This is a genomic window from Stenotrophomonas sp. STEN029 (assembly GCF_056760015.1).
In genome coordinates this window covers 1-17,171 of record NZ_JBRREC010000051.1, presented here as the reverse complement: position 1 = coordinate 17,171, position 17,171 = coordinate 1, and the positions used below count along the sequence as shown (strand labels likewise).

Below are 17,171 nucleotides of genomic sequence, written 5' to 3'. Positions count from 1 at the left end.
GCGCCCTTTGCACGCTGGGTTCCCGCTCCTCTTGCGTGCCAGGGGAAGATCTGGAGGGTTGCAGCTTTCGCCCCCTCCCTTTCGCAGCGCGAAGGGGAGGGTTGGGGAGGGGTAAAGCTCTTGCTGTAGCGCTGCCTGATCGTCTGATTGCACCCAGGCCTGGGCCTCATCCCGGATCGAAGCACCACGGCCGTGGTGGTCGCGGGCGCATGGGATGGCTTCTTGTTTATCTGCTATTGTGCACGAAGTTGCGCGATTAACTGTGTTGATGCATGATTTCGCAATCAAGAGGCCAAGCGCCCGGAGCGCCGACTGTCGGTGCCCCGATGCCGAGTCAGACTCCCATCAACGCAGAACACCATCACATGACCGCCTCAGACCCCGATGCACTGCCGCAGGAGCGCCAGCAGCGCATCCTGGAGCAGCTCCGCAAGCACGGCCGCGTGGTTGCCAACGATCTGGCGGCTGCCTTCGCGGTTTCCGAGGATTCCATCCGCCGCGATCTGCGCGATATGGCCGCCAAGGGGCTGTGCCGGCGGGTATACGGCGGGGCACTGTTGCCGGCGCCCCGGTTCGACGCCTTGCCTGAGCGGGTGGGGCGGCAGGATCCGGAGCGCAGCGCGCTGGCGTCCCATGCGGCCTCCCTGCTGCTGCCCGGGCAGGTGGTGCTGATGGATGCGGGTTCTACCAACGTGGAGATCGCACGCGCGCTGCGTGGCACCGCATTGACGGTGGTGACCAACTCCCCCGCGGTCGCTGATGCGCTGGCCGGCGCGCAGGCAACCGAGGTGGTGATGATCGGTGGCCGTATCGACCCGCGCAGCGGTGGTGCCATCGGTTCCATCGCCTTGCAGCAGTTGGCGCAGTTGCAGGTCGATGTCTGCATTCCCGGTGTCTGCGCGGTTGATCCGGAAACCGGCATCTGGGGCATCAACGCCGAAGAGTGCGCGTTCAAGCAGGCAATGCTGCGCGCCTGCGACATGACGCTGGTCGTCGCCAGCAACGAAAAAGTCGGCGCACGCGGCAGCTTCCGCATCGCCGGCATCGAGCAGGTGGATCAACTGCTGATCAGCGACCGCGTGGCAGCGGAAATGCAGCAACGGTTCGCGCCGATCGCGCAGCGCCTGCGCCGAATCCACGTGGCGAAAGCGTGATCCAACGGCGCGGGTGAGCGCAACCCGCGCATCAGACAAGTACCCAGGAAGAACACGTGAACAATCCAGTACGTCTACAGCGCAGCCAGCAGATGGCAACCCGCGCCGCCTTCTTCGTCCCCGGTTTCGCGATTGCATGCTGGGCACCTTTGGTGCCATTCGCCAAGGCCAGGGCTGGCCTGGATGATGCATTGCTGGGTGTGCTGTTGCTGTGTCTTGGCTTGGGCTCGCTGCTGTCGATGCCGCTGGCCGGCATGCTGGCAGCACGCCATGGCTGCCGACCGGTGATGCTGGTGACCGTGTTGATGATGGTGCTGATGCTGCCGCTGTTGGCGGTTACGTCGACGCCGCTGGGCATCGGCATCGTGTTGCTGGTGTTCGGCGCGGGCATCGGTGCCATGGACTGCGTGATGAACATCCAGGCGGTGGTGGTCGAGCGTGAGTCCGGCCGCGCGATGATGTCCGGCTTCCATGCCTTCTACAGCATTGGTGCCCTGTCTGGCGCGGCATTGGTGACGCTGTTGTTGTCAATTGGCGGCGGCGCGTTGTTGTCGACCTTGGTGGTGGCCGCTGGCGTGTTGGCGATCACGGCACTGTCATCGCGCTGGTGGCGCAGTGAACGCGCCGTGCAGGGCGAGAGCAGCTTCGCCTTGCCGCGTGGCGTGGTGATCGTGATTGGTGCGGTGTGCTTCATCAGCTTCCTGGCCGAAGGCTCGATGCTGGATTGGAGTGCGGTGTTCCTGCATGAAGTACGCGAGGTGGAGCTTGCCCATGCCGGTTGGGGTTTTGTTGCCTTCAATATCGCCATGACCGCCACACGCCTGTTCGGCGACCGGCTGGTGAACCAGCTTGGGCCGAGCATGGCGGTGCTGCTGGGTGGTTTGCTTGCGTGTGGCGGGTTCGTACTGGCGACGCTGGTGCCGAGCTTCGGCGTGGCCTTGCTTGGCTACGCGCTGGTCGGCATTGGCTGCGCCAACATCGTGCCGGTGATGTTCAGCCTTGCAGGGCGGCAGAGCCGCATGCCCGAGAGCGTTGCCATTCCCGCAGTCACCACCATGGGCTATGCAGGCGTGCTGCTGGGCCCGGCGGCAATCGGCTTCATTGCCCAGCAGTGGTCGCTGCCGGCTGCGTTCCTGATGGCAGCGGCGGCACTTGCGCTTGTCGCGCTGATTGGTTCGCTGCTGCGGGTGCGTTGAATGCTTGTATCCGCGCTCCAAGTGCCATCGAGCGCGGTCATTTGAGATCGCTGCGGCTTTCCACCTGCTGCGTTACGAGTGCCTCCGCCGCTACCGCCGCCATCCGATACGTGTCACCTTTGACACGGTGATATGCGGCGCTTTCCTGGAGATCCTGCTCGACAAAGCTAGTAAGAAAATGCCGCGGCCATGCCTCGCCAAGCGTTTTTAAGTTTTTCCTTATGGTTATTGGCTGTTGCTCTGTTGCAGCATTCCAGGTCATTGAGTTCGGCATGATCAAAGGAATGAACGCATGCAGTGGATGCAGCATCCGGCCTGGGATGGCCCGGAATCGAAGCGTCGGCTCATCGATGTGGAGTGGCCAGGCACGGGTGATTCGCCACCGATATGGCCAAGTCGCATCCGCTACCGCGATGAATTAAGTCGTTCCTTCCAGCTCGAAGCTACCTGCTTTTGCAGTGTTGAGGGGATTGAGCTTAAGCAGTTGCTGGGTAGACACGTGTCCTTCGGCGTGGACACTCGTGCTGGAGAGCGGCGCTGGCTCTCGGGGATCATCACTGCGGCCGCGAAGCGCGATGGCGCTGGTAGTTTCTCGTTGATCGATCTGCAGATCGAGTCCGCCTTGTCGCTGCTGGATCGTCGTCGCACGTGCCGTATCTTCCAGGACCAGAGCGTTCCGCAGATCGTGGCGACGTTGCTGGATGAACATCGTCAGCGCAACGCCATCATCGCCGCTTCGTTTAACCATGAAAGCGAACTACAGCGCGATTACCCGACGCGCTCTTACTGCGTTCAGTTCAATGAAAGCGATCATGCCTTCATCGACAGGTTGCTGGCTGAAGAAGGCATCACGTACTACTTCACATTCAACAGGGAGTCTGGCGCTGCTGCGCACCAGCTGGTGCTCACGGAAAAAGCTATCCGAGCGGATCAGTCGCTGCGTGCACTGCATTTCCGGGCGCAGGCCGATGCCGTTGGTTCACAGGAGCAATGGCTAACCCACTGGGAGGCCAAGTGCCAACTTGTGGGAAGCCGTGTCAGCCTCTCCAGCCACGACTACCAACCTGCGCATCGCCTGCAAGGTCAGGATGAGAACATTCAAGAGCATGGTGAGTACGGTTGGCAGGCAGCCGCCAGCCTGACTGACTACCAGTCTTTGGCGCCGTACTACGCTGATCACGAGCGCGAGTTGAGCACCTACGCACGCCTCCGGATGCAGGCTGAAGAGCAACAGGCCAGAACCTTCCTTGGGAGTGGGCGGCTACGCGGCCTGGCCACTGGCGAGCGCATTTTGCTGGAGGATCATCCGGGGCATGCAGGCCAGAGCGAACATCAGCGGACTTTCGTCGTCACCGGGATTGATCTGCAGTTGCGCAACAACGTTCCGGAAGCGTGGCAGTTGCCTTCGTCGCTGCTGGAGCAGGCAGCTCAAGGCAATCTGATCGGGGGCGAGGAGCATCCCGCTCAGGCAGCGGACGACATCAGACTGTGCTTCAGTGCAGTCCATCGGGATGTGCCCTTGGTGCCGCGTTATGCGGGGAGCCTTGATCGCCCGACCGCAAATGGGCCGCAGACGGCCACCGTCGTCGGCCCTGTCGGTGAGGAAATATTTACCGACGAGTTAGGCCGTATTCGCATTCAGTTTCATTGGCGGCGCCCAGAAGAGCATCCGGCTGGCACGGCTGAGGGTAACGAGCGATCTTCAACTTGGGTGCGAGTGGCCATGCCCAGTAGTGGCGATGGCTTTGGCCATCAGTTTGTCCCTCGCATCGGTCAGGAGGTGTTGGTCGCCTTCCTGCACAACGATATCGATAGACCAGTGGTGGTTGCCACACTTTACAACGGCAAACATGAGACACCGGGCTTCAGTGGGCGACGCGGTTTGCCTGGAAATCACGCACTGTCGGGCATCCAGTCGCGTGAGCACCATGGTCAAGGTCACAGCGAACTACTGATGGACGACACTCCCGGGCAGGTCCGTGCCCGGTTGGCAACTACCCCGTTTGCCAGCGAGCTCAACATGGGCAAGTTGAGCTCGCCGCGAGTAGACGGACAGGCACAGCCACGAGGTGATGGTGCAGAGCTGCGTACCGATGCGGCACTGGCGTTACGCGCTGCCCACGGGATCCTGATCACCAGCTATGCGCGCGAACTGGCCCGAGGTGGGCAGCTGGACCGGCAGGAGTTGCTGACGCTGCTTGACGAGTGCGGCGAACTCTTTCGCGGGTTGGGGCAGGCAGCGACCAATCGTGGCGCGAAACAAAGTGATGGCGAAGGCATGGCGACGTTGCAAGACGCCGTAGCTGCGTGGCCAGAAGCGGGAAATCAAGCCGGCGAGCCGGTCGTCGCCATCGCTGGCGATGCAGGCATCATCAGTGCTACACCGCAGTCGCAGCTGCACTATGCCGGCCAGAACCACGACGTTGTCGCAACTGACAACGTGCAGTCAGTCAGCGGCGGTGCCACGCTTTTGCAGGCCGGTGCTGGCGTATCTGTCTATGCCCAGGATGGTGGCATCCAGGCTATCGCCAGCTGCGGCAATGTGCTGGTACAAGCGCAGGACGCGGACATCGCACTGAATGCGCAGAAGTTCCTGCATGCGTCGGCGAGCGAAGGGGAGGTGCTGGTTACCGGCCCAACCATTCGCTTGGTTGCTGATGACGGTAGCTATATCCGTATTGGAAACGGCATTGAGATTGGTACGCAAGGCGATGTGAAGCTGCACGCAGCCAAGCACGATTGGGCGGGTCCGAAGACGGACAGTTTCGCCATTCCTACGTTTGGGCGTGATCCGGCGGCGCGGCAGCCTCGGTTCCACTATGAAGGTGACACGTCTGCCGTAGTTGCCAACCTGGCGTATCGCCTCGTGATGGAGGATGGGGACGTGGTTGAGGGAACGGCGGGGCGCGACGGGCAGGGGCTGCGCGTAGAGCGTGGAACCATGCAGAAAGTGGCTGTTGAAATTGCCAAGTCGGCTGAGGACGGAAGTTGATGCAACGCCTCAGCGTTCAAGGGTTGAATGCGCCGTACTACCGCCGATGTGCTCAGGGTTTTCATCTGCGCACCGGCTTCACCTTGAGTGCTGGTGACTTGTGGTCGCCGTATCGAAGCGCTTGCTGACCATTGATGGAATGGAAGCCAGAATGCAAACAGGAGTATGCAAGTGAGTAACTACGAGACTGCGGGTCAAAGCCGACTTACACCCAATTCCGCTGTGCCGAGCAATACGCCGGTGCCTCGTCAGCGGCCCGGCGTGGTCATTTTCTTGCATGGTGTCAATGACCCTGGCGCCAGTTATGCCTCGGTGGAAGAGGGCTTGTGCCAGGGCCTGAACGAGCGATTGGACCGCACTGACTTGAGGTCTGGAAGGTATGGCGTGGATTACCGGGCGGCAAAGGCCAAGCCCAAGCAGTTGCACACTGAGGATGATGTTGACGTTCTTGATGATCCAGATACACACCTCTACCTGCGCAAGGACGGCCAATCCAAGAGCGTGTTGATACCGTTCTATTGGGGCTACCGGGCGGCCGAAGGCGAGATCCAGCGCGATTCCAAAGGCGATCCTGCCAAGATACGCACCCAGTATCAGGACAAGTTCGGCAACCGGCTGGACCGGCATTTCGGAAAGGGTGGTGGATTCTTCGCGAACGCCACCAATAACTTGCGCGAAATGTACGGCAAAGGCTTCGACTTGGCCATCAGGCATGTGGCAAATACCCAGCTGCCAAACAGTCAGTTCATGGGGGAGTGCCCGCATCGGCGCTATTTCGTGTTGGCCGCCGAAAGGCTGGCCAACATGATCAGCACCATCAGGAATGTCTATCCCTCCGAAACCATTACCGTCATGGGGCACAGCCAGGGCACCTTGATCACCTTGCTTGCGCAGGCAATGCTGGCCGATCGTCGGCAACGCTGTGCGGATTGCCTGATCATGGTGGCCAGTCCCTATTCGTTGCATGCCAAAGTCACACCGAAGGGAGGCGATACCTTGGGAGACTTTCTAGGCATCGTCGGCGCAGTAACTGGCGAGCCTTATATCTTGCCAACGTTGGATGACCTTTGTGTTGGCCAACCCAAATCCGGTGGTCGCGCAGGCCCAGGATGGAGTGCGCTGAATGGGCATCGCATTGGCGTCGATGGTCGCTCGGCGGCATTCCCCGAGCGCGATAACCGGGGCAAGGTATATCTGTATTTCAGCCCTGATGATGCCACCGTAGGCTTGAGTCAGGTGGTTGGCATTGGCACCTTCGGCGTTCCCGACCTGGTGGAAGGGCGCGGTGCAATGGAAAGACTGCGTGAGATGCGCTTTTATCAGCGCTTGTGGACCAAGCGTCACCGTGAGGGCAAGCAGGTGTGGGTTGGTACTGAACCCAGTCGCCAGTTGCTGCGTGCCAAAGGTGAGCCACGTTATGCCGGTGGTGGTTGGTCTGCGAAGAACATCGCTGCTTCCGAGCCAATGAATGAGGACGAGGGCTTGTGGATCAATGGGGAGGCGTTGATGCCTATGCACGCACCAAGGATGTTCGGTGGCGAAGCGGTCAAAGGCAGCCCAAGCACTCTTGGCAAAGATCGTGGCGATGATGTCACCAAGAACATTTCGCTGGGAAAGGAGAAGGCGAGTTTCCCATGGGTGCCTTTACCAGAGGCCTACGTAGGGATGAAGGAAGATGCTGCTCTTGCCAAGTTCAATAGCGAGGCCGTGGATGAAAATGGTCAGACGCGTGCCGTTCGCACCAAGGGCATGTTTGACAAGTCACTTGAACGGGAAATGACCCCCGACGAGGCGCGCACCTGGATGCGAACGGCGGAGTCGCAGCTGGAAGACAACAGCTATCACTCCGGTGTGCTACGCGATTCAGAAAATCACCGTTGGGTGACCGCAATGGATGTGGCAATTGGCCAGGGCCATATCCTGGACGACAAGGATTGGCGTGCGCTGCTGACGCTGATGGGGGATTGGAGGATGGAGGACAAGCAGCTCGAAGACATGAGAAACAATCCGAAGTGGAATGATCTAAGCGACGCCACGCGAAAGCTCATCGAGTCCTGTGGTCGTTACTACAAATCTGGCGAGTTTCCGGCATCTTCGCTCGTCAACCTGCGGAAGCCTCCGCGGATGGTGAGCGGCGGAAACTTCAATGAGAACCCGTCATGAGTGGCATCGGTACGATTCGCCCACGTTTGGCGCCCTATTGCTGGACGGCGGGCGTGCTCGGCGTTATCTGGATCCTGCTGATAGTTGCAATGGCCACAACGAAGGACCCCGACGCCCTACTGAACGACATGGAAATGGGCTATATGCGCAGCACGATTATTCTTGGAATTGCCGGTATCGCCACGCTGGCTGCGGCGGCTTTTGCAGGGCACTGGGGTTACAAGGCGCTTGTAGCCAAATCGGGTGTCTCAGCTGTTGCAGTGACGGAATCTGCTTCCGCTGAAGAACCGACGAGCAGCCCGACCTGGTCGTTGGAGTTGCGCGGTGTTGGTATCGCCCCTGGTGCGAACCACCAGACCTCTGTATGGAAGAAAATCCGCGCGCCGGGCCAAGATGGCTTCAGCTCCATCTACTCACAGGATCCCAATGACTATCCAGATTCCGCAGATAGTCGCGAGGTCAAGGCAGGCATCAGGACCGGGGCGGCCTTCCGGTATGCCGCAGCCGATTCGGTGGCGTACTGGCCAATTCCGGTCTTCGCAGTAGAGCCGCCTTTCCGCGACGAACGTGAGATCAGACGTGCGGCGGGCCTGATCGGCGAGGGCAGGTTTAGCGGCTCGCTTGGGGTGACATTGTTTCTGTGGCAGCAGGATGCCAACACCACCCATGCGCAGCCGACGATCGAGCAGTTGTTTGCACTCTTCGATGACACCCCCGAGCTGCCAATGGCGATGATTGCCGCACGCGACGGTGATGTCATGCGGCAGAGATATGCTCCGCGGGGTACGCCATCCATGCCTGACGAGCATTTTGTCCCTGTGGTGGAGGACACCACTGCAGTGTTGTTGGTTGCACGCAGTGATCGCGTGGACCACTACCTGCGCCCGTATGCTCCGGACTATAGGGAAAACAACCAGGACACCCGTACCGATCTGGGTAAGCTCTGGGCGCTGTTCTTTGAGACCAAAACCAAGGCGCTGAATTACTACGAGGAGGAGGCGCGCAAAGCTGGCGCGAGAGACGTTATTGGCCCCGGCACCACACCTACCGGTTTCTGGCAGGCTGTTCTGCCCGAACTCTGGAAAACAACCGACAACCGCGGGCCAGGTGACTTCAAGCCCACCCCATGGTTGCCGATTCGCTGGGCAAAGCATCAAGTAGAGGAGTTCGATCGTGCTCCCCACCTGGGTCATCTGCACCGGCCCATCAAGGTCCCATTGCGCGATTCCGAGGGGAAGCCTCTGAAGCAGGCGCTGCAAACGCTGGCGATACTCGAAGGCTGGAAGCAGGCGCTCGCTACATTGCCGGAAGGTAGCGTGCCGGCCCGGGTGTTTTACGACAGTCATGATGGCACGGCACTGGGCGTGGCCCTGAATAATGCCTTGCATACATTGAATGCCGATGGCCATGGCTTGGAACTTGGGAATGTCGATGAGGGCTTCGACATCGGCCGTCGCATCGCCGATGTCGGTTTGACCAGCCCGCTGGTGCAGATCGGACTGGGGGCGATTGCCAGCTATCACGAGGGCGGAGTCAGCGCGGTGGTTTACGCCGGTGCCGATGGCAGCGCCACCATTCAGATGGTGCGTCCACCCAGCGATGAAGAAAAGGCCAAGAACAACCCGCCTGGGATCAACCATGACCCCTTCATGCGAAAGGTGCGCGGTAGATGACATCACCGATTTGTTTAGGTGATGCCACCTGCAGCGGTGGAAAAGTCACAGAATGCCAGCTCGCTGGGAGTCATGCAGTGAATGGCAGGGCTATCGCGGTGCTTGGAGATTACGCTACCTGCCCACTGCATCGCGGAATTTTCCGCTTTGTCGAAGGGCACCCAACGCGGACGTTGCAAGGCAAGCCAGTGGTGCTCGAGGGTCACAAACTTGCCTGTGGCTGCCACGCCATCGCTGGCGTGGCTGTCAACATGACATCAGCTTGAAGCAGTGCTTGTGATTCCGCACCTGGAGGCAGAGTCGACCGCGTTCGGCGCTCAGAGATGACGATATGCGAACAACACCGGCTGCCCAATCAGTTCGCCGATTACAGTAGCGAAGCGATCCCGATCGAAGTCGCCACCATTGTCGAACTGCATGAAGTTCCAGCCGATGCCTAGACCGTCGCTCCAGTCAAGATCAAGGATGTGATACGGCCGTCCATCATCGGGATTGATCCAGGTGGTCTGGATGTCTTCGTATGCAGCGTTGATGAAGTCGACGTAAGAGCCAAAAGGCTCCAGTTCTTCAAGTTCGGTTTCGTCTCCGGGAACGTAAGGCGCGCCGGTGTTCTCGCCAGCAGTTACAAACGGGGGCTGATCCGCAGGTGTTGTGAACAAGGTAATGGCGGCACGCTTACGCTCGATCTCATAGTCTTGTTTATCGTAAAAGGGGCGCATTGCCGGCCCCACCCGGTAACGGGGGCTGGCCCAGCTGGACCAGGTATGGGCGCTGAATTTCCATGTATCGCCCAGAGTTATGCCATGGGCTTGCAGTGCATTCACTGCGTCCTCGATCGACCAATGCGGAGACGTCGGGATGGTTGCGGGGATGTGACCTGCGGCGATATGGCTGCGCAGTACATCCTCAGCTGTTGCCCATGTTTCGCCGTAGAGATAGGTCGCTCCGGGAATACTTGCGACCGCCATGCTCAGATCGGCCAGCATGCATCCAGGGATGCTTCGCCCCGAAGCGGGCAAGAGCATCTGCTCCTCAAGCATCAACCTTTCCAGTTGTTGCCAGTCTGGCGCGGGCAGGTGAGGATGTTTTGGAAGCAGGAACCAGTGGTGTTCGGACATCGGCCTGAATCAGAAGGATGTTGGACCACGGTACAAGATCCAGTACCTGTCATGCAGTTTCTGTCGTGCTCGATTTGGCCGGAAGATTCGTGCTGTTCCGCAAAGTAGTCGTTGCCAGCAACCCAATGCTCAGGTAGTTGGCGGCGTTGGATGAGAATTGTCTGGTGCTGTCATCGGCAAGCTACGCACATGCACATCCTGTTGCGGGTAAGGGATTTCTATCCCGGCCTCCTGCAATGCTGCGTGCATGCGGGTGATGAGCTCACTGCGGATGTTGAGCCAGTTGTCGTAGTCGCGGGTCCAGGCGCGCACGCTGAAATCAAGCGAACTGGTACCGAAGCCAACGAACAGCGCGGCGATGGCCGGCTCGTTGGCGATACCGGTGGTTTGCGTGGCGCAATTGGAAAGCAGTGCCAGAACCTGCTGCGGGTCACTGCCATAGGCAACGCCGATACTCACTTCAATGCGCCGGTTGCGGTCGAGCAGGGTCCAGTTGACCAGCGGCTCGGACAGCAGGGTGCCGTTGGGGACCACCACATCGGCGCCATCGAAGGTCTTGATGCGGGTGGAGCGCATGCCGATGTCACGGACGCGGCCGTTGATCGGGCCGACCTCGACCACATCGCCGGGCTGGATCGGTCGCTCGAACATGAGGATCAAGCCGGACACGAAGTTGTTGACCACGTTCTGCAGGCCAAACCCGATACCAACGCCCAATGCACCGAACAGCAGCGCCAGCTGGCTGCCCTTGAAGCCGGCCGCCGACAGCGCGATCACCACGCCCAGCATCAGTACCGCATACGAGGCCAGCGAGGCGATGCTGTTGCCAATGCCGCGCGACACGCTGGTGCCATGCTGGAGTATGTCCTGCAGCAGCAGGCGGGTAACCCGGGCAGCCCAGAAGGCGATGGTGATTGCGGCGATGAAGGCCAGCACATGGCCGAGCGACAAACTGAATTCTCCAAAGGAAAATTCATGCGACAGCACCTTGCCGAGGACTGCATAGGTTGGCCGCAGGATGCGGAAGCTATCCATCGCATAGACGATCCAGCCCACAACGGCCGCAAAAACACCTACTCGCGCCAGCAGGGAAAGCAATGGCGGCGCGTGATCGCGGGTAAGCCGGTAGCGCGCCAGGCTCGGCCTGCTGAGCAGCAGGTGCATCAAGCTCAGCAGTACCGCGATGCCGACATAGAGCAGCAGGCCGAAGTAGGCGCTGTCGATGATCGCGCTGGTCAGCATTTCCGCCAGCGTGCGGTTGCCCAGGATATTGGCTAGCAGGGAGACCGCGAACAGGCCCTGCGCGCCCCAGGCCGCTGCACGCAGCAGCTGCCCGGTCCTGCCGGTTGTGCGTGCGTGACCGGCGCGGTAGGCCCGCCATTGCACGAAGCCGGTCAGCACCATGGCCACCAGGGTCAGCGCCAGCGTATACACGCGGAAGGCGGTATTGCTCGACAGGAAGAAGAAACCCAGCCCGGCGAGCAGGTACAGCAGTGATGCGACCAGCGGCCAATGCCCAAGCAGGCGCTTGCTCGCGGGCGGCAGCAGGCGCAGTACCGGGACCAAGGCGAACAACATGCCCGCCTGCAGGGTCAGCAATGGCGCATCGGGCTCCAGTACCAGCATGGCGACCGTGGACAGCAGCAACCAGGTTGACCAGGGCCGCGCCAGCACGCGCTGGGTGGCGGCGTCGATGCTGTTGTTGACGTTCGCTCGACGACCATAGCGTCGGGCCCACAGCAGCAACGGCAGCAGCAGTACCTGGATTGTGTGGAACAGGATCTGCGTGTGGCGGTGTTCGCTTTGATAGGCGCGGCTGAACTCCAGCTCGATCTGCAGGCCCGAGCTGAGTGCGTCGCTGGCCGCTGCGCGCTGGTCGGGGGAATCCGTATCGATCCGCCAGAGCGGTGGCGAATCCACCTGCAGCAGCTCATGGTCGAGGTAGCTGATGGCATCGGTGACCGCAGCGTGGCCTGATTGCAGCCGCACCTCCATGGCATTGGCGCGCGCGCTGAGTTCCATCTGCCGTGAAAGCGGACCGGCAAGCGCCTGCTCGGCTTCGGTCAGGCGGGTTATCACGGCATCGATGCGACCGAGCAGCAGTGGCGGAATGCTGCTCGGCTGCTGCCGTGTTGCTTGCCAGCTGGCACGACGCTGCGCGAGTTCGGCGGCATCCTCGGCATAGGGGGCGGTGGCGATCTGCAGCGCGTCGCGCCAGCGTGTGAATCGCTTGCTGTCGAACTGCCAATGTCGATCGAGGCTTTCAAGGCGCATGATCGGCACCCTGCGCAGCTGGGCAGGGGACAAGGCCTGTCGGCGCAGGTCAACCGAGCGGGTGATGTCCTCGAGCGTGGGTGCCAGCGCGATGATGGGATCTGGTTGGCCAGCCAGCTCGATGGCGGCAATCGCCAGGCGCTCATCGGTATCAGCGCGGGTCACGATCAGTGCGGTATCGACGGGCTCGGGAGTGCTTGCCGTTGGCGCTGCGGGTGCGGCCGTCGTGCCCGGGTCGAGCGGATGCGTTGCCTGTGCGTGGGCGACATGGCAGCAGACCGAGGCGAAACAGAACACTACTGCGCGCAGCCAAAGCATGGGCGACTCCCGGCAGGTGGATGCTCCGATCCACGTTGCCGGAGTTTGGCACAGCGTATGTCCGGTGGGCGCTGGCTGGGCCAGCCGGTATTGGGAAACGTGCCTGGTTTTGGCGGCTGGTGGAGGGGCGGGCATGGAGGTGCTCATACCAGGACGCCGGTTTTCCATTGGCTGGGGAGGGGGCGTTGCGACGCCTGTCGCGAGGTTGTTGCGTGACCTTTGGCCTATCCGTCGGTGGCCATGATCCCCTACGCTCGTCGGTTGTGCCATGCAGTTGCATGGCCTTTTCCCTGTTTGGCCGGAGATGTCCATGTCGTTTTCCAAGCTCGTCCCGTTGTCCCTGACGGTTGCAATCGCTGCCTCGCTCGCCGCCTGTGGCAAGACCGAAGCGCCTGCCGCGCCGGCTGCCGAAGCCAAGGTCGCGTTCGACCAGTCACAGCTCAAGACCCAGCTGATCTCGCTCAACGCCGCCGATCTGGATCCGGCAGTGCAGGCGTGTGCCGACCTCAACGGCTTCGTCAACAGCAAGTGGCTCAAGGCCAACCCGGTGCCGGGCGACCAGACCACCTGGGGCAGCTTCGAGATCCTGCGTGAGCGCTCGCTGGAGGTGCAGCACGCGCTGGTCCAGCAGGCGGCCGCTGGCAAGGCCGCAGCAGGTTCCAACGAAGCCAAGATCGGCGACATCTGGAAGACCGGCTCGGACGAGGCGGCCATCGAGGCTGCCGGCATCAAGCCGCTGCAGCCGGAACTGGACAAGATCGCCGCGCTGAATGACAGCGCCGCCATCACCGGCTACCTGCGTGATGCCCATGCGCAGGGCAATGGCTTCCTGTTCTCGCTGTACGCCAGCCCGGACTTCAAGGATTCGGCCAACGTCATCGCCTATGTCGGCCAGGGCGGCCTGGGCTTGCCGGAAAAGGGCTATTACTTCGACGAATCGCAGGCCAAGATCCGCGAAGCCTATGTGGCCTACATCGAGCAGTTGCTGACCTTGTCCGGCGTCGATGCCGTGCAGGCCAAGGAGCAGGCCAAGGCGGTGATGGATTTCGAAACCCGCCTGGCCAAGGCGTCGCTGTCGCGCATCGAGCTGCGTGACCCGTCCAAGCGCTACAACCCGGTCAGCGCCGCCGATGCCGACAAGCAGACCCCGAACTTCAGCTGGACCGCGCTGTTCGACACGCTGCAGATCCCGGCCAAGGACAAGTTCTCGCTGGCCCAGCCTGGCTTCTTCAACGAACTGAACACCATGCTGGCCGACGTGCCGGCGGCCACCTGGCAGGCCTACCTGCGCTTCCACACCGTGGACAACGCCGCGCCGTACCTGAGCAAGAACTTCGAGCAGGCCAACTTCGACTTCTTCAGCAAGACCCTGCGCGGCCAGCAGGAAATGCAGCCGCGCTGGAAGCGCGTGCTGGATTCGGTGAATGTCTCGATGGGCGAAGCCCTGGGCCAGCTGTACGTGGACGCGGTGTTCCCGGCCGAATCCAAGGTGGCCATGCAGCACCTGGTGGAGAACCTGTCGGTCGCGCTGAAGGCGCGCCTGGAAGGCCTGCCGTGGATGGGCGAGGACACCAAGAAGAAGGCGTTGGAGAAATGGGCCAGCTTCACCCCGAAGATCGGCTACCCGGACAAGTGGCGTGATTTCTCCGGCCTGACCACCAACAGCGACAGCTACCTGGGCAATATGCAGGCGGCGCAGGCGTTCAACTACCGCTACATGCTGGCCAAGATCGGCAAGCCGGTGGACAAGACCGAGTGGGGCATGACCCCGCAGACGGTGAATGCCTATTACAACGCGACCAAGAACGAAATCGTGTTCCCGGCCGCGATCCTGCAGCCGCCGTTCTTCGATGCCAAGGCCGATCCAGCGCTGAATTACGGCGGCATCGGTGCGGTCATCGGCCACGAAATGATGCACGGCTATGACGACTCGGGCAGCCAGTTCGCCGCCAATGGCAACTTCGACAACTGGTGGACCGATGCTGATCGCAGCGCGTTCAACAGCCGCACCGACCAGCTGGTCGCGCAGTTCGACGGTTACGAGTCGCTGCCGGGCGTGAACGTCAAGGGCAAGCTGACCCTGGGCGAGAACATCGGTGATCTCGGTGGCCTCACCGTTGCCTACGACGCGCTGCAGATGGCGCTGAAGGAAGACGCGAAGCTCAACGTGCCAGTTGATGGCTACACCCAGGACCAGCGCTTCTTCATGAACTGGGCCACCGTGTGGCGCCGCAACTTCACCGATGGCGAGCTGCGCGTGCGCTTGAACACCGATCCGCACGCACCGGCCAACTTCCGTGCCAACGGTGCGCCGTCGAACATGCCGTCGTATGCCGCCGCGTTCCAGTGCAAGGCCGGCGATGCGATGGTGCGGGCCGACGACAAGCGGGTTGTGATCTGGTGATGTTTGTTGTTTAAACACGTTCTGTGAATGAAGAAGGCCCGGCATTGCCGGGCCTTCTTTTTGGCTGATCACATTGGCGGCGAGCTGCCTGCTTTTTGTAGGAGCGGCGTAAGCCGCGAAGCAGATAGATCATCAGGTGGCGTATCTGCCAAGAACTCCAGCAATGCCAGCTTCGCGGCTTACGCCGCTCCTACACAAGCGCGTCTTACACGAGCGCGCCCAGCAGCTTCTGTGCGGTGGCCCGTTCCTCATCGCGCAGGGTCAGTACGCGTACGCCGGTTTCCGTCACCTCGACGGTATGCTCGCACTGCGCCGACAGCTTTCCATCGCGCGTGGTCACGGTCCAGCCATCGTCGTGGTTGTCGATCGCCGCGCGGCCCTGGTTGATCATCGGCTCGATGGTGAAGGTCATGCCGGCCTGCAGTTCGAGCCCGGCGCCACGATGCCCGTAATGCAGCACCTGCGGCTCTTCGTGCATTTCGCGGCCGATGCCGTGGCCGCAGTACTCCTTCACCACCGAATAGCCGGCGTCCTTGGCGTGGCGGTTGATCGCAAAGCCGATGTCGCCCAAGGTTGCGCCGGGACGCACCGCGGCGATGCCTTTCCACATGGCCTCGTTGGTGACGCGCACCAGGCGTTTGGCTTGATGGCTTACCTCGCCGATCAGGAACATGCGGCTGGAATCGGCGATGTAGCCGTTCTTCTCCAGGGTGATGTCCAGGTTGACGATGCTGCCGCTGCGAAGGATGTCCTTCGATGACGGCACGCCGTGGCAGACAACGGTATCGATGGAGCTGTTGAGCACATAGGCGAAGCCATACTGGCCCTTGCTGGCCGGGCGCGCCTGCAAGCGGTCGACGATGAAGCGCTCGACCCAATCGTTTACCTGCAGCGTGCTCATGCCTTCCAGCGGCAGCTGGTTCAGTGCTTCGAACACCGACGCCAGCAGGCGCCCGGATTCGGCCATCAATACCAGTTCATGCGGCTGCTTGATCATGCTTCCGCCATCCGCATGCCCGCTGGGCTTACCCCGGCAGCCGCGAGTTCGCGCGCCACCAACTCCTGGAAACTCAGCTGCGGATTCAGTTCGCAGAGCATGCCGATCCTGATCCAGAACCCGGCCTGGGCGTTGATCGAGCGGCCGGACACGGTGCTGGCCTTGCGCAGGTTGTCGTGCAGTTCGTCGTCGATGTTCACGATGCCCATCGGTTGTCCCTTGAATTGAATATATGATTCATATGCGAATCATATGCCCGAGGTACTGAACGAGACAGAAGGGGCAGCTCGGCGGGCATGGCCAGGCGTGAAAATCGATGGGCGCCAACCGGGTTGGCTGCGAAGGACGCACCGACAGCGCTGGTGGAAGGTGAGCGCTGAGGCTGGTTCAGGTTCCCGATCAGGGCCGGGGTTGGAATGGAGCGGGGTGGTCGCTATAATCGCCGGCTTACCGCGCCATCCTGGCGACTGGGCAACATAGGAAAACACCACAATGGTCAAGATTCGACTGACCCGCGGCGGCGCCAAGAAGCGTCCGTTCTACCACATCATCGTTTCCGACGTCCGTAGCGCCCGCGACGGCCGCAACATCGAGCGCGTCGGTTACTACAACCCGGTTGCACAGGGTGGCGAGCAGCGCGTTGTGCTGGATATCGCTGCTTGCGACAAGTGGATCGCCAACGGCGCCCAGATGACCGACAAGGTTCGCAACCTGTACAAGGAAGCGACCAAGGCCCAGGCCGCTGCGGCCTGATCCTGGCGGGGGGGGGGGGGGCGGGGCGGCCCCCCCGCCGGAGCGAAAGGAAATATATCGGGGGGCGGCGGGGGGGGGGGGGGGGGGGGGGGGGGGTGGGGGGGGGGGGGGGGGGGGGGGGGGGGGGGG

13 protein-coding genes are annotated in these 17,171 nt (G+C 61.5%); 8 read left to right on the top strand and 5 right to left on the bottom strand.

Features of this window, described 5'->3' with window-relative positions; all coding sequences use genetic code 11:
* Positions 1-365 precede the first annotated feature (365 nt).
* Together ACVOLI_RS12235 and ACVOLI_RS12230 are read left to right on the top strand one after the other, a co-directional pair.
* A complete protein-coding gene (locus tag ACVOLI_RS12235) occupies positions 366-1,154 on the top strand; it encodes a DeoR/GlpR family DNA-binding transcription regulator (RefSeq protein WP_481614622.1) in 789 nt (262 codons plus the stop codon).
* Positions 1,155-1,246: 92 nt separating this feature from the next.
* A complete protein-coding gene (locus ACVOLI_RS12230; RefSeq protein WP_481614633.1) occupies positions 1,247-2,350 on the top strand; it encodes an MFS transporter in 1,104 nt (367 codons plus the stop codon).
* Between the two features lie 37 nt (positions 2,351-2,387).
* On the opposite strand, the gene ACVOLI_RS12225 is transcribed toward ACVOLI_RS12230, so the two are convergent.
* Positions 2,388-2,660: a hypothetical protein gene (locus tag ACVOLI_RS12225; protein ID WP_481614621.1), complete on the bottom strand. Its 273-nt coding sequence runs from the start codon at positions 2,658-2,660 to the stop codon at positions 2,388-2,390.
* Between ACVOLI_RS12225 and ACVOLI_RS12220 the strand changes: the two genes are divergently transcribed.
* The 4 genes from ACVOLI_RS12220 to ACVOLI_RS12205 all read left to right on the top strand — a co-directional run bounded on the left by ACVOLI_RS12220 (position 2,643) and on the right by ACVOLI_RS12205 (position 9,444).
* The gene (locus ACVOLI_RS12220; protein WP_481614620.1) at positions 2,643-5,342 is read left to right on the top strand and encodes a type VI secretion system Vgr family protein; all 2,700 of its coding nucleotides are present in this window, start codon (positions 2,643-2,645) and stop codon (positions 5,340-5,342) included. The two genes, ACVOLI_RS12225 and ACVOLI_RS12220, sit on opposite strands and share 18 nt — an antisense overlap.
* A gap of 171 nt (positions 5,343-5,513) precedes the next feature.
* Positions 5,514-7,505: a T6SS effector phospholipase Tle3 domain-containing protein gene (locus ACVOLI_RS12215; protein WP_481614619.1), complete on the top strand. Its 1,992-nt coding sequence runs from the start codon at positions 5,514-5,516 to the stop codon at positions 7,503-7,505.
* Positions 7,502-9,178: a type VI lipase adapter Tla3 domain-containing protein gene (locus ACVOLI_RS12210; RefSeq protein ID WP_481614618.1), complete on the top strand. Its 1,677-nt coding sequence runs from the start codon at positions 7,502-7,504 to the stop codon at positions 9,176-9,178. The genes ACVOLI_RS12215 and ACVOLI_RS12210 overlap by 4 nt, the downstream gene beginning before the upstream one ends.
* On the top strand, positions 9,175-9,444 hold the full coding sequence (locus ACVOLI_RS12205; RefSeq protein WP_481614617.1) for a PAAR domain-containing protein: 270 nt from the start codon (positions 9,175-9,177) through the stop codon (positions 9,442-9,444). The genes ACVOLI_RS12210 and ACVOLI_RS12205 overlap by 4 nt, the downstream gene beginning before the upstream one ends.
* A gap of 51 nt (positions 9,445-9,495) precedes the next feature.
* On the opposite strand, the gene ACVOLI_RS12200 is transcribed toward ACVOLI_RS12205, so the two are convergent.
* Both ACVOLI_RS12200 and ACVOLI_RS12195 read right to left on the bottom strand, forming a co-directional pair.
* Positions 9,496-10,296, bottom strand: a complete 801-nt coding sequence (locus ACVOLI_RS12200) for a hypothetical protein (RefSeq protein WP_481614616.1) — start codon at positions 10,294-10,296, stop codon at positions 9,496-9,498.
* A 129-nt stretch (positions 10,297-10,425) separates the two neighbouring features.
* Complete coding sequence (locus ACVOLI_RS12195; protein WP_481614615.1) at positions 10,426-12,888, bottom strand: mechanosensitive ion channel family protein; 2,463 nt, start codon at positions 12,886-12,888, stop codon at positions 10,426-10,428.
* Between the two features lie 310 nt (positions 12,889-13,198).
* Between ACVOLI_RS12195 and ACVOLI_RS12190 the strand changes: the two genes are divergently transcribed.
* Positions 13,199-15,292, top strand: a complete 2,094-nt coding sequence (locus ACVOLI_RS12190) for a M13 family metallopeptidase (RefSeq protein ID WP_481614614.1) — start codon at positions 13,199-13,201, stop codon at positions 15,290-15,292.
* 205 nt (positions 15,293-15,497) lie between these two features.
* Here ACVOLI_RS12190 and map read toward each other — a convergent pair whose 3' ends face one another.
* A complete protein-coding gene (map, locus tag ACVOLI_RS12185; RefSeq protein ID WP_481614613.1) occupies positions 15,498-16,289 on the bottom strand; it encodes a type I methionyl aminopeptidase in 792 nt (263 codons plus the stop codon).
* Positions 16,286-16,498, bottom strand: coding sequence for a ParD-like family protein (locus ACVOLI_RS12180; protein ID WP_282273430.1), 213 nt, complete (start codon positions 16,496-16,498; stop codon positions 16,286-16,288). The genes map and ACVOLI_RS12180 overlap by 4 nt, the downstream gene beginning before the upstream one ends.
* Positions 16,499-16,781: 283 nt before the next feature.
* On the opposite strand from ACVOLI_RS12180, the gene rpsP reads away from it, so the two are divergent.
* Complete coding sequence (gene rpsP / locus ACVOLI_RS12175; RefSeq protein WP_481614612.1) at positions 16,782-17,042, top strand: 30S ribosomal protein S16; 261 nt, start codon at positions 16,782-16,784, stop codon at positions 17,040-17,042.
* Positions 17,043-17,171: the final 129 nt, after the last annotated feature.